Below are 15,387 nucleotides of genomic sequence, written 5' to 3'. Positions count from 1 at the left end.
TTTTATAGACCGTATCTGATTCATGAACAAAAGAAGTATCGCTTTTCAGTTGGGTATCTATGTGTCAGTAGCTGTGGTTATTGTCATTTCCTTGATTGTGTTTATTAATTATAAACACAGCCGGAAAATAATTATGGCAAAGATTGAAGAAGTGGCAATTCATCAATCCAGTCTAATTATTAATGAAATTTCAAAGAGTGTTGTTACCAATCAAGAGGTTACCCGAAATGTTGCTAATCAGGCGCTTTATTACCATTCTCATGGTGATTTGCAATTCTTTCTTCATGAAGTTGTCCAAAACAATCAGATTTTAAGTGGGCTGCATGTTAAGTTGTTTCAGGATGTTGATACCATTGTCTTTTCTTCTTTCTATGGAAAAGATAACGTGCTTGTAAACAGGAAAAACCTGACTTTTTGCTCTGTGTTCAAATTTCCTCAATTGGTTGAATCAGTTATTCAGCAAGATCAGGGTGTTTGGTCCGATCCGTTTTATTGTCCATCCGATTCAAGCAAATTGATGATTTCTTATTTTCTACCTTTACTAAATCAGGAGGGAGAATCGGTAGGTGTTGTTGCGGGTGATATCAATCTTGACTTTTTGAATAATGTAATTTCAGACATTAAGATAGGAGATAATGGATTTGCGGTTATCGCATCGAGACAAGGTTATTACTTAACTCACCCAGACCCTGGATGGATAATGAAACGACATATTTTTGAAGTTTCGTCCAAGCAGCAGAGTGGCGAACGGGATTATTACCAGCAACTACTGAATGCAGGAAAATCAGGATCGGGATTTGCCTATCCACAGCTTCTTAATTTTGAGAAAAGCTGGTTTTACTTTTCATCGATTCCCTATACGAATTGGCGGGTTGTTATTGTGATGCCAGCTAAGGAGTTGTTTGATGAACTAGGTGTTGTTTTTCGTGAAATTGTAATTGTATCTCTTATTGGTTTTTTGGCTATTCTTGCGATTATTGTATTAATCTTCAATAAGATGCTTTCGCCTCTGGTTCAGATTGTTCGTTCCATTCAGCGATTTAGTTTTGGGGACCGGAGCAGGAGGCGGGGAGAGAAAAATGAAATTGAACTGTTAAGTGATAGCTTGAAAGAGTTGCAGTTTCAGTATAACACCTACGTGGAGGAACAAAACCAGGTTAGGAAAGATAAACGGAAGTACGAAAAAGACCTGAAATCGGCCAAAGAAATCCAACGAACTATTATTCCGCAAGATTACAGTTTTTTGGATAAACACAAGGAAATAGACTTACATGCTATCCTTCAACCGGCAGAAAGTATCGGAGGGGATCTATATGATTTCTTTTTTATTGATAATGATCACTTGCTTTTTACCATGGGCGACGTCTCCGGGAAAGGGATCCCTGCGGCACTGTTTATGGCTGTCGCTACCACCATGATAAAAAGCAAATCAACCAACCTGTCGGCCAGAAATATAGTAGATGTAGTCAACAAAGCTTTGAGTAAAGAAAACTCAAATCAGCATTTTTTAACCTTGTTTCTTGGGATTCTAAATGTCAAAACCGGTATTCTGGACTACTGCAATGCCGCACATAATTACCCGTTTCTACTGCGCCGAAATAAAGAGATCATTCAATTGGAACAAACTCATGGGTTACCAATCGGGGTTTATTCCAACAAGACGTATCAGTCTCAGTCGTTAGTGCTTGCCAAAGGCGATATTTTGTTTTTATATACCGATGGAGTTACTGATTGTAAAAACAAGTACGGAGAAATGTATGGGCTGAATCGTTTATCAAGACTGATGGAAATAAGCAAGAGTATGCCTCCTAAATCACTAATCGAAAGGATGATGAGTGAGTTGATCGCCTTCAAGGGGGAAACGAAACAAGCCGATGATATTAGCCTGATGGCTATCCAGTTCAATGGGATGTATGAATAATCAAATGAACGTCTCATGCTATTTGTTGTTATTCAAAATAAACAAAGGATATGACCCTATTATTGCAAATTGCGATTGTTGCCGCCGGTATAGTTATTGGTGTTTTTGTGGCTTTTCTAATCATCGGATACCTTAAGAAGTTGATTCGTAAAAATACTGATTACACTGTTGGCCTAAAGGTTATACGTCTGATTAGTTTACCTTTTGTTGTCCTGACGATATTGATTGCTGGATCGATGTTAGTGCCTGCTACGAAACTATTGGATGAATTGGATGTCAACACCAACATTGTCTTGGGCATTGTTTACACCTTGATTTTAGCTTGGTTGATTATCAATGCGATTAGGGGAATAAAAGTCTATGTTCTGGCTAAGTATGACATTTCCACCAAGGATAACCTTAAAGCTCGTAAAATCCACACGCAACTTTCGGTGCTCGAGCGCATGCTTATTGCCATGGTTATTATTATTGCTTTTGGAATTATACTCATGACTATTCCTCAGATTCGAAAAGTGGGACTCAGCCTATTAGCCAGTGCAGGGATTGCGGGTATCATTATTGGTTTTGCTGCTCAGCGGAGTATTGCTCTGATTTTGGCTGGATTTCAAATTGCCATAACACAACCTATCCGTTTAGAGGATGTGGTTATTGTGGAGGACGAGTGGGGCTGGATTGAAGAAATTACGTTAACTTATGTTGTTGTGCGTATTTGGGACAAGCGTCGGCTTATTGTCCCAATTACGTATTTCATTGAAAAGCCTTTTCAAAACTGGACTCGTACTTCAGCTGAGATTATGGGAACTGTTTTTATTCATGTTGATTATGGCTTTCCGGTGGAGAAAATGCGTGAGAAGTTGACGAATATTTTAACCCAGTCTGATTTGTGGGATGGCAAAGTTAATGTGTTACAAGTGACGGATTCAAAAGAGCTTACTCTGGAATTGCGTGCATTGGTTAGTGCCAAAGATTCACCAGCAGCTTGGGATTTGAGGGTGCATGTCCGGGAAGAGTTAATTCGTTTTGTGCAAAATGACTATCCGCAATTTCTTCCTAAAAGTCGAATTAAGCTTACCGAAAAGGAATAGTAAAAAAGCCGGTTGAAATATCAGCCGGCTTTTTTATTATTATTCTGTTTTGTCTTTGGATGCTAATATGCGAACCTTTATTTTTTCATTCTTTTTGTCATAACCAATCGAAATCGTATCTCCTTCAGTGATGGAGGCTTTGATAATTACCTCTGCCATTTCATCTTCCAGGTATTTCTGAATGGCTCTTTTTAGCGGACGCGCCCCATACTGGGAGTCATATCCTTTCTCGGCAATAAAATCTTTAGCCGATCGGGATATCTTCAATTTGTAGTTTAACGATTCCACACGTTCATACAGTTCTTTCAATTCAATATCGATAATTTTGAAAATATCTTCTTTTGAAAGGGTGTTGAACATGATTACATCATCAACCCGGTTCAGGAATTCAGGAGCGAATGCACGTTTTAATGCCTTTTGAACAATGTATTTGGCATGGTCGTTTTCCTCTTCAGCTGTTTTCTGTGTTGAGAAACCTACTCCTCGTCCAAAATCTTTGAGCTGACGTGAACCGATATTGGAGGTCATGATAATGATCGTATTTTTGAAATCAATATTACGTCCCAAACTATCCGTTAACCGGCCTTCGTCAAGCACTTGCAGCAGCAGGTGGAAAACATCGGGGTGCGCTTTTTCAACCTCATCAAGCAACACAACGGAGTAGGGCTTGCGCCGTACTTTTTCTGTAAGTTGTCCACCTTCTTCATACCCAATATATCCTGGAGGAGCACCAACTAATCGGGAAACAGAGAATTTCTCCATGTACTCACTCATATCAATGCGGATAAGTGAATCAATGCTGTCAAACAAGTATCTGGTTAATACTTTAGCTAGTTGAGTTTTTCCAACACCAGTTGGCCCCAGGAAAATAAATGACCCAATTGGTTTGTTCGGATCTTTCAGTCCGGCGCGGTTACGTTGAATCGCTTTGACTATTTTGGCAATAGCATCATCTTGACCAACCACACTCCCTTTGAGTTGTGCGCCCATATTCATCAGACGAATTCCTTCGGCCTGTGCAATTCGTTGAACCGGAACTCCTGACATCATAGCCACAACTTCTGCCACTTTTTCTTCTTCAACCACCTCGCGATGGCTGATTAGTTCTTTTTCCCAAGCTTCTTTTTCCTGATCAAGCAGCTGCAGAAGATTCTTCTCTTTATCTCGGTGATTGGCGGCAACCTCGAAATTTTGACTTTTTACCGCTTTGATTTTTTCTTCGCGGGTACTTTCAATTTTTTCTTCTAGCTTTACAATCCGTTCCGGAACATTGATATTGGCAATGTGAACCCGTGATCCAGCCTCATCCAATGCATCAATTGCTTTGTCGGGCAAATAACGATCGGTAATATACCGGGCTGTTAGTTTAACGCAAGCTTTAATCGCATCGTCGGAGTATGTTACATTGTGGTGATCTTCGTAACGGTCCTTGATATTGTTCAGGATTTCAATGGTCTCATCAGTCGATGTAGGCTCAATCATTACTTTCTGGAAGCGACGTTCCAGCGCTCCATCTTTTTCAATGTGTTGCCGGTATTCATCCAAGGTAGTGGCTCCAATACATTGAATATCGCCACGTGCGAGCGCTGGCTTCAGCATATTGGCTGCATCAAGCGATCCGGTTGCGCCGCCCGCACCAACGATGGTATGAATCTCGTCGATGAATAGAATAACATTATTCACTTTTGAAAGCTCATTCAAAATTGCTTTCATACGTTCCTCAAACTGCCCCCGATATTTGGTTCCGGCAACAATGGAGGCAATGTCTAAACTAACGACACGTTTGTCAAAAAGAACTCGTGATACTTTCTTTTGAATAATCCGGATGGCCAGACCTTCGGCAATCGCCGATTTACCAACTCCCGGTTCGCCAATTAAAATGGGATTATTCTTTTTACGTCGGGATAAAATCTGAGCTAAACGTTCAATTTCTTTGCTTCGCCCAACGATCGGGTCCAGATTATTATCTTCCGCTGCCTTGGTAATATCAATGCCAAAGTTATCCAGCACCGGTGTTTCAGACTTTGAATTCCCCACCTTTTTGGAAGAAGAACCTGACGGTGGCTGTTGTTTTGAGAATGGGTCATCCATGTCATCTTCATCGCCAAAGTCCGATTTAGCTTCCGGGTGTTTATAATCCTCGAGTCTTGACTTTAGGATGTAATAGTTAACATGAAATTCGCTAAGCAGCATTGATATTTGACTGTCTTTGTCCTTTAAAAGAGCCAAGAGCAGATGACCTGTATTAATCGTTGAACTGCTGAATGCGCGCGCTTCAAGGTAAACAAGTTTGAGTGCTTTTTCAGCTGATTTTAAGAGTTGAACGGAAGCTTGTGGATCAATAGTATTATCTGTGCGAAGCGCTGATTCAATGGCTTCTTTGATTTCTGATAAATTTACTCCCATGTTGGTGAGTATGTCAATTGCAATCCCTTCTCCCTCTCTCAAAATTCCCAGAAAAATATGCTCTAGTCCAATCTGTTCATTTCCCAACCTGATGGCCTCTTCTCGGCTATAGGTCAGAACATCTTTTATTCTTGGTGAGAATTGAGAATCCATAATGAATGTCCTTAATAAATTTGTAAGTTATTCTTGCTTTAACAAATACTATTCCGAAATGTTGGATTTCGGATTTCTGAATTGGAAACAAAATTTCAAAGATAAAAATAATGAATAATTAGTGATGCCTGACTTTAATCGATAGGATTTTTAAACACTGGACTGTTAAAATCTTGTTTGAATAAGTCGAATTAATACCACTTAAAATGGCTGATTTTATTAGTATTTTTATATTTTTGTAAGTCAAAATTTTTCAACATAAAATTTCTTTAAAAGGAGGATTAAATGGCTGAAGGCGAAAAAATTATAAAAATAAATATTGAAGAGCAGATGAAATCTGCTTACATCGATTATTCGATGTCAGTCATTGTGTCAAGGGCATTGCCCGATGTACGTGATGGCTTGAAACCTGTTCACAGGCGTGTGCTATTTGGAATGAGTGAGTTAGGGATCTTCTCTAACCGGTCATATAAAAAGTCAGCAAGAATTGTCGGTGAAGTCTTAGGTAAGTATCATCCACATGGTGACTCTTCTGTATATTTCACTATGGTGCGGATGGCACAAGAATGGTCTCTGAGGTATCCTTTAGTGGATGGCCAGGGCAACTACGGGTCTATTGATGGTGATAGCCCTGCTGCAATGCGTTATACAGAGGCAAGGTTGGCCAAGATTGCAGAAGAGATTTTGCAGGACTTGGATAAGAATACGGTTGATTATCAACCAAACTTCGATGAGTCGTTGAACGAACCAACGGTTTTACCTACCCGAATCCCTAATTTATTGGTGAACGGAGCTTCTGGTATTGCTGTCGGAATGGCAACAAACATGCCACCTCACAACTTATCAGACACTATTGATGCCATCGTGGCATATATCGATAACAAGGATATTGAGATTTCCGAACTTATTCCCATCATAAAAGCACCGGATTTTCCTACCGGAGGTGTCATCTATGGCTATAAAGGAGTAGAAGATTCTTATGAAACTGGTCGTGGACGTATTGTTCTAAGAGGGAAAGCGCATGTTGAAGTGCAACCCAACGGACGGGAAAAGATTATCATTACTGAAATTCCTTACATTGTTAATAAGGCAGAATTAATCATGAAAACTGCTGAATTAGTCAATGAGAAAAAGATTGAGGGAATTTCGAACATCAATGATGAATCCGACCGGGATGGAATGCGTATCGTCGTGGATATTAAAAAGGATGAAATATCGAATGTCGTTTTAAATAAACTCTATAAGTACACTCAGCTACAAACAAGCTTTAGTGTAAACAATATTGCGTTGGTCAAAGGTCGCCCAAAAATGCTGAACCTAAAAGACCTGATTCATTACTTTGTTGAACACCGCCACGATGTTGTTGTTCGACGCACCCAATACGAATTGGAGCAAGCCGAGAAGCGGGCACACATTCTGGAAGGCTTAATTATTGCAAGCGACAATATTGATGAGGTGATTGCAATGATTCGTAGTTCAAAAACACCAGATGAAGCCAGAGAACGGTTGATGGATAAATTTGAGCTTTCTGAAATTCAAGCACGGGCAATTGTTGAAATGCGCCTTCGTCAGTTGACGGGACTGGAACAAGATAAGTTGCGTTCAGAATATGAGGAAGTTATGGCTTTCATTGAGCGTTGTCGTGAAATTCTGGCCAATGAAGAGCTTCGTATGCAAATCATTAAAGATGAGTTGCAGGAAATTAAAGCTAAATATGGAGACGAGCGCAAGACGGAGATTGTTCCAAATGCAGAGGAATTTAATCCGGAAGATTTCTATGCCGATGAAGAAATGGTAATTACCATTTCGCATATGGGGTATATTAAGCGTACTCCATTATCCGAATTTAAAACACAGGGCAGGGGAGGCACTGGATCAAAAGGTGGAGCCACCAGAGATGAGGATTTTCTGGAGCACATGTTTATTGCCACCATGCACAATACCTTGCTACTTTTCACTGAAAAAGGTAAATGTTTCTGGCTGAAAGTGTATCAAATTCCAGAAGGAACCAAAACATCCAAAGGACGTGCTATTCAAAACTTACTAAATATTGAACCGGACGACCAGGTATTGGCATACAACAAAGTGAAAAAATTGGATGATGAAGAATATATTAATAATAACTACATCATTCTTTGTACTAAAAAAGGCGTTATCAAGAAAACTTCACTTGAAGCCTATTCACGTCCACGTCAGAATGGCGTAAATGCGATCACCATTCGTGAAGGTGACCAATTGCTTGAAGCTCGTTTGACTAACGGAAATCAAGAGATTATGATTGCTGTTAAATCAGGTAAGGCTATCCGCTTCCACGAAAACATTGTTCGATCAATTGGAAGAACAGCATCCGGAGTACGTGGTATAACTCTTGGAAATGAGAACGATGAAGTCGTTGGCATGATCTGTGTGGAGAATGAGTCGGAAGACGTTCTTGTTGTATCAGAAAAAGGATACGGTAAACGGTCGAGTATTGATGGCTATCGAATTACCAACAGGGGAGGTAAAGGTGTTAAAACGATTAACATAACAGAGAAAACCGGAAAATTAATAGCTATAAAAAGTGTAATTGATGAAAACGATTTGATGATCATCACGCAAAATGGCTTAACCATTCGTCTCCCAATTTCGTCGCTACGTGTGATGGGCCGAGCTGCTCAAGGTGTTCGTTTGATTAACCTGAAGGACGAAGATCGAATCGCATCGGTTGCTCGGGTTACTTTTGAAAGTACCAGCGAAATTGACGGAGAAGAGATTGAAGAAGGAGATGCTGAAGATCTGAATTCTCCTAATGCAGAAGAAAATACTGAAAATGAATCATAATCCATTTTACTATCTTTATTTGAAATGGTAGTAAAAAAATTAAATTTGTAAAAAAAATCTAAAAATAAGAATGATGATGAAGAAAACTATTTTTCTATTTGTACTTATAATTTCAGTAACGACTGGATTTGCCCAGAAAGGAAAGGTATCCAGCGCTCAAAGCTATAAGGATGGCGGAAAACTGGATAAAGCTGTGGAAACAATCGAATTCACGATTGATCCCAGTAATGAGAAATCTCATAAAACGCTGGACTGGCCAAAAACATGGGAAGTTCGTGGTGAGATTTTTCAGGCCGTTTACCAGAGTAAAGATGCAAACATTAAGAAGTTATCAGACGACCCATTAGCGGAAGCATTTAGATCATACAAGAAAGCCTTGGATCTTGATGACAAAAACCGGAATGAAAACAGCATCAAAATCAAGTTGACTCTTTTAGTTTCAGATTTTACCGATCAGGCTGTAAAAGCGTTCACTGATAATAATTATGAATTAGCCTTGCAGTCGTTCAAACAAATCCTGGAGATTCAGGACTTGCCATTAATGGTTGATGCTGAAAATTCACAAGCGGTTGATACCGTGATTATTTTCAATGCAGGACTAGCGGCTTACAACGCTGAAAAATATGATGAAGCCATTAAGTATTATGAAGAAGCTGCAAAGCACGACTACAATGGGGCTCGTACATATGAGTTAATTTCATCAAGCTATATTATGCAGCAGGATACTGTGAATGCGGTTACTGCACTGCAAGAAGGCTTTGAAAAATATCCGGAAAATAGCTCAATTATGGTTCAGCTAATCAATATCTACTTGAATTCAAATAAGGTAGATGAAGCTATGAAGTACCTGGAATTGGCTATTAAAAATGATCCAGAAAACGCTTCGTTTCATTTTGCTCGTGGATCATTGTATGACAAAATAAACGATTCAGAAAAAGCGTTGGAGGCCTACAAGCAGGCTATTCAGATTAAAGAGGATTTTGCTGATGCGTATTATAATTTAGGAGCGATCTATTATAACCAAGGCGTTAAGCAAATTGAGGTAGCTAATGGCGTTCCTACCAATCAACCTGAAAAATACGAAGAGGAAAAAAATAAGGCTGATGTAGAATTCAAAAAAGCCATTGAACCAATGGAGAATGCAGCTAAATATGCAGCTGCAGATAATTCAGAGAAATCCAAAGAAACTCAGATTAGCGCATTGGAAACTTTGAAAACAGTTTATTATCGTTTGAAGATGATGGATAAGTTTGATGAAGTCAATGCTAAGCTAGATGAATTACAGCAATAGCAAGATTAAAAAAAAGGAGAGATAATCTCTCCTTTTTTTTAATCTATAGAAATAACATAATATCAACTATAGGACATTCGAGATTTGTTAAAGTTCCCAACAACTTCCTTTCAATTCGTCTTCCACATGTCTAGTTTTTAGTCATTCTTTCCTAATCACGCTTTCTCATAATACCTTCCATAGAACTATCATTCCCCAAATCTATTTCTGCCTTAATTTTGATAGTAAGAAGTCATCTTTCCCAGAAATCTAACCAAAATCCGAGATTCGAACAATTCCCATATTTCCTTACGGGAAGCCCATTGACTTTAAAATATTGAAATCTCAGGCGTCTAATTATGTTATGTGTATAAATTGGAGATTGTTATGCAGAAGCTAAACTCAAACGACTCTGACAATACTGATGCTTTGAGAAATTGGAGATCATAATTCTTCATGGACAGATTTGACTGTTTTTTTATACTTAGATGACAAGTCCTTCTCTTGTACTTTTTGACTTTTATCTTTTAAAATCCAAGTAAATGCCAGGTAACTTTCAGTTTACAATTACGAACAGTACATTCCTCAAAAAGCTCATAATAAACTCATAAAATAGACAATTAGCATCTATTTACATTTGTATTTATCTTGATTTTCACTTAATTTCATCTTAGTTTACAAATCTACATCGCGAAAAATATAAGAAGAATAGTCTTTGATGATAGTCCGATATTTTTTGTGAAATAATTTAGAGGAGATAATAAAATCAGCGGTTGAACGAATGGTAGCTACCGAAATATTATACAAGGTTGATATGCGTAGTTCTACTTTTTCTTCGGCAATACATTGAAAGTGTATCCTGCATTAACTTGCCGGTTGTTCCTGTGCAGATGAAGTTATGAAGAATCAGCTCTCTATAGTTGTATGAACCCATTCAATCATATCTTTCTTTCGGTTGTGGTGAGCAAGCAGCGCAATGACTTTTTTCTGCTTAGTTGTCTTCATTGAATTCCTTTTAAGTTTGTTTTAGTATTTAGTTTCAAGCATAAAAAAAGCATGGACATATCAGCCCATGCTTCATCATTTTCGAATAGCTGTCAGAGTCTACTTGAAAATATTCTTCAGGCCTTCCACCCAATCTTCGATTCGTTTTTGAGATAATCTGGCTTGATTTTCCTGATCAAGCACTAAGCCTATAAACTTATCATCTCCATTTTCAATGGCATTAGACGATTCAAATTTGTAATTTTCGATATTTGTTTGCCCCACAATTTCGGCTCCACGATCACGCATTAAACGAGCCAGAATACCAACTCCGTCAGCGAAGTTCTCGGGATACCCAACTTGATCAGCCAAGCCATAAATGGCCACCTTCTTGCCTTTCAAATCCATTTCTTCGATGGCTGGAACAAATTCATCCCAGTAATGCGGCAACTCACCATCGAACCAAGTAGGAACACCTAGAATCAACTGATCGTAAGAAAGAAATTCTTTTTCTGTTAGCTCATCGGCATTTACCATTGTTGTTTCAAACGATTTACCAATGGCGGCAGCAATCTTCTCGCCAGCTTTCGCGGTTTTATTTGAGGTAAAACTATAGATAATTGCAGTACTCATATTTTCTGATTTTAGTAAGCAAGGATATTTTTTGCAACATCATAAATTTTCGTTGCATTAGGCAAAATAGCACGTTCCAGTATTGGATGAAAGCCCACCGGCGTAAACGGAGAGCCGACACGATGCACCGGACCATCCAGGTATTCAAAGGCTTCTTCCATAATGGTCGATGTAATTTCGGCCCCAAATCCGGAATGAACTTTATCTTCGTGAACTACAAGCACTTTGCCGATCTTTTTAACACCATTCAAGATCGCCTCTTTATCCATAGGTACCAAGGATCTCAAATCAAGTACTTCCGCCTCAATACCTTTTTTGGCAAGCCGCTCAGCTGCTTCCAGGCAATGATGCGTTGTGTTACCATACGTAATGATGAAAAGATCACTTCCTTCACGGCGTGTCCGTGCTTTTCCAAATGGAACCTCAAAATCGTCGGGAATTACAGCGGCCGCTTTTGGATCGTTATAAAGCGCTTTAGGTTCCATAAACATGGTCATTCCGCGCGAACGGATTGCTGTTCGTAAAAGTCCGGCTGCATCATCAGCAAAAGACGGATACACAATTCGAACTCCGGGTATGGATGTCAAGGCTCCTTCAAGGTTCTGAGAATGGTAAAGCCCGCCACCGATATAGCCTCCCGATGCAAGGCGGATGGTCACGTTGGGTGTAAATTTACCGTTTGAACGCCAATAATCGTGACTGGAATCAACGTACTGTTCCATCGCAGGCCAAAAGTAATCAGCAAACTCAGCTCCTTCAACTACAACGCGTATTTTCTCGCTAAATCGCGACATTCCATTGGCTGTACCCATTATAAAGTCTTCAGCAATAGGAGCATTAAAAATGCGCTTAGACCCGAATTCTTGTTGAAGTCCTTTTGAAACATTGAAAATTCCTCCTTTGTCCTTATTGGCCATATCCTGACCCCACATGAACGTATCGGGATTGTGATGGAATTCAGCTTTCAATGTTTCGTTTAAACCAGTAATCAACTTCTTTTTGTCTCCTTCCTCTTGGTGTGTACCCTCAGGATATTTTTCGGAGAGGTAAGGCTCTGGCAGTACAAAATCACTGAAGGTTGCCGGATCCGGGTCCGGAGCTGCCAGCGCAGCTTTATGAGCTGCTTTTAAGGTGACTTTAGCCTCTGCTTCGATCGCAACGATTTCTTCTTCAGTAAAGCGCTTATAACGGATTAACATCCTTCTGAACTTAGCCAGCGGATCATATTCCAATACATATTGACGTTCTGCTTCCGAACGATACAAATCATGCCGATCGGAGTTTGAATGCGATCGCATCCGAACGCAGTTAGCCTGCACAATAACAGGCTCTCCAAGCTCCAGTGCGTGTTTTTTAGCTTCTGTCATCGCATTCATCGAGTCGAAAACATCTTTTCCATTGCAATGAATGATGCGCAGGTTCTTAAAGCCTTTGAAGTTGTTGGCCACTTTTCGGGTAGCTGTCTGGTCTTTTTTAGGAACAGAAATGCCGTAGCCATTGTCTTGCACCGCAAAAATTACCGGAAGCTTTTCTTTGGAGGCACCATTTATGGCCTCGTATACATAGCCTTCCGACAAGGAGGATTCTCCCTGCGAGCTGATTGCAACCGCTTTTTCGCCATAATACTTAATGGCTCGGGCAGCACCTACGGCATGCAGGGTGTGGTTTCCGGTAAGCGATGAAACATTATGGATGTTCCATTCAGGTTTGGCAAAGTGGTTCGACATATGCCGACCTCCACTGGATGGATCCGTTGCTTTGGAAATCCCATTGAGAATTAGCTCTTCGGCCGTTAAGCCAGCAGAAAAGGCAGTTAGCATGTCCCGATAATACGGAAATAAATGATCTTTCTGCTTCTCGAATATTTGTCCAATGGCCAGTTGAATCCCATCATGACCTGCATAAGGCGCATGATACGACCACCCAATGGCTTGCTTCAGGTAGTTGGGCGCTTTGTCGTCAATGGCTCGTCCCAAGGTCATTAACCTGAACCATGACTCGAGCGTTTCCTTTGGAGTATCTTTTATTGAATATACTTTGGGTATCGTTGTCATTTCTAAATTATCTCTAAGAGGTTAGTAAACTGTAAATTATCCCAATCAGATTTCACGATTTATATTGAAAGCCTCAAGGATGTCACCAATACGTCTAACAAAAGCTCCACCCATTGCACCATCGATAATCCGGTGGTCATAGGAAAGTGAAAGGAACATTTTGTGTCTGACAACAATCACATCGCCAGTTGGTGTCTCCATAACGGCAGGCTTCTTTTCAATAGTGCCCGTAGCAAGAATAGCTACTTGTGGTTGATTGATAATCGGAGTTCCAATGACATTGCGGAATGAGCCGAAGTTGGTAATCGTGAATGTTCCTCCTTGGTAAGCATCGGGCTTTAGTTTATTCGTGCGCGCACCCTCGGCTAGTTCATTCAGGTTTTTGGTGATGCCCAACAGGTTCTTCTGCTCAGCTTCTTTTATTACCGGAACAACCAGATTTCCATCAGGCTTAGCAACAGCGATGGCTACATTGGCCGATTTATGCAGATAAATCTTATCTCCATCAACCGAGGAGTTTACAATTGGGAATTCCATCAATGCTTTGGCCACAGCTTCTGTAAACACTGGCATAAATGTAATTTTCTCTCCATACTTTTCCTGGAATTGATTTTTTACTTTGTTTCTCCATAGCACCAGATTGGTAACATCAACTTCAACAACCGAAGTAACGTGCGGCGAAGTTTGTTTCGATCTTACCATATGATCAGCTATTAACTTGCGAACCCGATCCATTTCAATGATTTGCTCGTTTGCTCCAATGGATGGGCTAATTTTCGGTGCTGAAGGTTTTGCTTCCTCTGCTTTAGAAGCTGCTCCAGTGGCTGGCTGCTTATTCTTACCTGATTTTTTATCTTCCAGGTATTGAAGCAAATCATTTTTCTGAACACGTCCGTTTTGACCAGAACCTTCGATACTCTCAAGCTCGTCTAAAGTAATATTCTCTTTTTCGGCTATGCTTTTAACCAAAGGAGAATAAAAACGTGTGGAATCTGATTTTACACTTGTACTTTTGGCCGATTCTGTTGATTTGCTTTCTTCAGCCTGAACACCTTTGATGTCTTCTTCTTTTTCGGTTTTAGCCTCGACAGTTTCGACTGGTGCTTCTACCTTTTCTTTATCCGTTGTTTGGGTTGCATCTTCCGTTTGATCGTCATCATCACCTTCAATTTTTACAATAGCAACAACTTCGCCAACAGGAACCAATGCATCTTCCTGGAATAAGATTTTTGAAATAACACCATCTACAGGCGATGGGATTTCTGAATCTACTTTATCGGTTGCCACTTCAAATACAGGGTCATCCTCCTCAATTGTATCTCCTTCTTTGACAAACCATTTGGTAATTGTAGCCTCCTGAACACTTTCGCCTAACTTTGGCATTAGGATCTTGAACTCTGACATACTCCAAAAATTATTTATTTAACAATTTGATTATTCTTGAAAATTCAATTTATTCAACAAGCTAGGTATTGAAAAGTTCAAGCATAAAAGATGTTCATAAATACTATTGTTCAGTAAAGCTAAGCAGGAACTAATGATCAGTTGAAAGTGAGTAGATGCTCCTCGCTTAATTCAAAAGCAAAGGTAGACTATTCAATAATGATTCGCTCGAAAACACCAATGATTTCTTTCGAATTATTAGCTTGCCTTAATTCTTGCTCAACAGAGTCTGTTTTCTGATTGAAAATAAGAATCGATTTATTGATAATCTCAACCATTTCTTTTTCGATCTTATCCTGAGATAGAATCGCCTTTTTTTTGCACTTGCGGAAGTGCTTGGTCAGTTTCTGGATAGAGTAATACAGATCTGGTTTCTGAATTTCAAGCGAGGAAATATAATTTGGGGGACCACAATTGACTTTTTTGGTATAAACCCGATTGAACTGCTCGAGTTTGATGGATAACCTTTCACCTAATAATTTATCGTAATTGCATTCTTCGATTTCAGGAAAATCGTATGTGGTTTGTTTAAACTGAAAAGTTTCCTGCGCTTTTGAAGATAATGCGATTAGAAAACAGCAGATACAAAAACATAACTTCATAAATCACTCCTCCTCT

Annotated in this window: 9 protein-coding genes; 4 read left to right on the top strand and 5 right to left on the bottom strand. The window is 39.6% G+C overall.

Features of this window, described 5'->3' with window-relative positions:
- Positions 1-22: 22 nt before the first annotated feature.
- Positions 23-1,921 carry a SpoIIE family protein phosphatase gene (locus ACUNWA_RS11205; protein WP_445592002.1) on the top strand — a complete coding sequence of 633 codons (1,899 nt, stop codon included), beginning with the start codon at positions 23-25 and terminating at the stop codon, positions 1,919-1,921.
- A 50-nt stretch (positions 1,922-1,971) separates the two neighbouring features.
- Entirely contained in the window at positions 1,972-3,006 is a 1,035-nt protein-coding gene (locus tag ACUNWA_RS11200) for a mechanosensitive ion channel family protein (RefSeq protein WP_445592001.1), read from the top strand.
- Between the two features lie 39 nt (positions 3,007-3,045).
- Here ACUNWA_RS11200 and ACUNWA_RS11195 read toward each other — a convergent pair whose 3' ends face one another.
- Positions 3,046-5,565, bottom strand: coding sequence for an ATP-dependent Clp protease ATP-binding subunit (locus ACUNWA_RS11195; protein WP_445592000.1), 2,520 nt, complete (start codon positions 5,563-5,565; stop codon positions 3,046-3,048).
- A 285-nt stretch (positions 5,566-5,850) separates the two neighbouring features.
- Between ACUNWA_RS11195 and gyrA the strand changes: the two genes are divergently transcribed.
- Complete coding sequence (gyrA, locus tag ACUNWA_RS11190; protein ID WP_445591999.1) at positions 5,851-8,385, top strand: DNA gyrase subunit A; 2,535 nt, start codon at positions 5,851-5,853, stop codon at positions 8,383-8,385.
- Between the two features lie 70 nt (positions 8,386-8,455).
- The gene (locus ACUNWA_RS11185) at positions 8,456-9,676 is read left to right on the top strand and encodes a tetratricopeptide repeat protein (RefSeq protein ID WP_445591998.1); all 1,221 of its coding nucleotides are present in this window, start codon (positions 8,456-8,458) and stop codon (positions 9,674-9,676) included.
- 1,083 nt (positions 9,677-10,759) lie between these two features.
- Here the strand turns inward: ACUNWA_RS11185 and ACUNWA_RS11180 are convergent.
- The 4 genes from ACUNWA_RS11180 to ACUNWA_RS11165 form a co-directional block, all read right to left on the bottom strand.
- Positions 10,760-11,272 carry a flavodoxin gene (locus ACUNWA_RS11180; protein WP_445591997.1) on the bottom strand — a complete coding sequence of 171 codons (513 nt, stop codon included), beginning with the start codon at positions 11,270-11,272 and terminating at the stop codon, positions 10,760-10,762.
- Positions 11,273-11,283: 11 nt separating this feature from the next.
- The gene (locus tag ACUNWA_RS11175; protein ID WP_445591996.1) at positions 11,284-13,326 is read right to left on the bottom strand and encodes an alpha-ketoacid dehydrogenase subunit alpha/beta; all 2,043 of its coding nucleotides are present in this window, start codon (positions 13,324-13,326) and stop codon (positions 11,284-11,286) included.
- 45 nt (positions 13,327-13,371) lie between these two features.
- Positions 13,372-14,730, bottom strand: a complete 1,359-nt coding sequence (locus tag ACUNWA_RS11170; RefSeq protein ID WP_445591995.1) for a dihydrolipoamide acetyltransferase family protein — start codon at positions 14,728-14,730, stop codon at positions 13,372-13,374.
- A gap of 188 nt (positions 14,731-14,918) precedes the next feature.
- Positions 14,919-15,371 carry a hypothetical protein gene (locus ACUNWA_RS11165; protein WP_445591994.1) on the bottom strand — a complete coding sequence of 151 codons (453 nt, stop codon included), beginning with the start codon at positions 15,369-15,371 and terminating at the stop codon, positions 14,919-14,921.
- Positions 15,372-15,387: the final 16 nt, after the last annotated feature.

The sequence above is a fragment of the Sunxiuqinia sp. sy24 genome (genome assembly GCF_052677165.1).
This window is presented reverse-complemented; position numbering and strand designations above follow the sequence as displayed.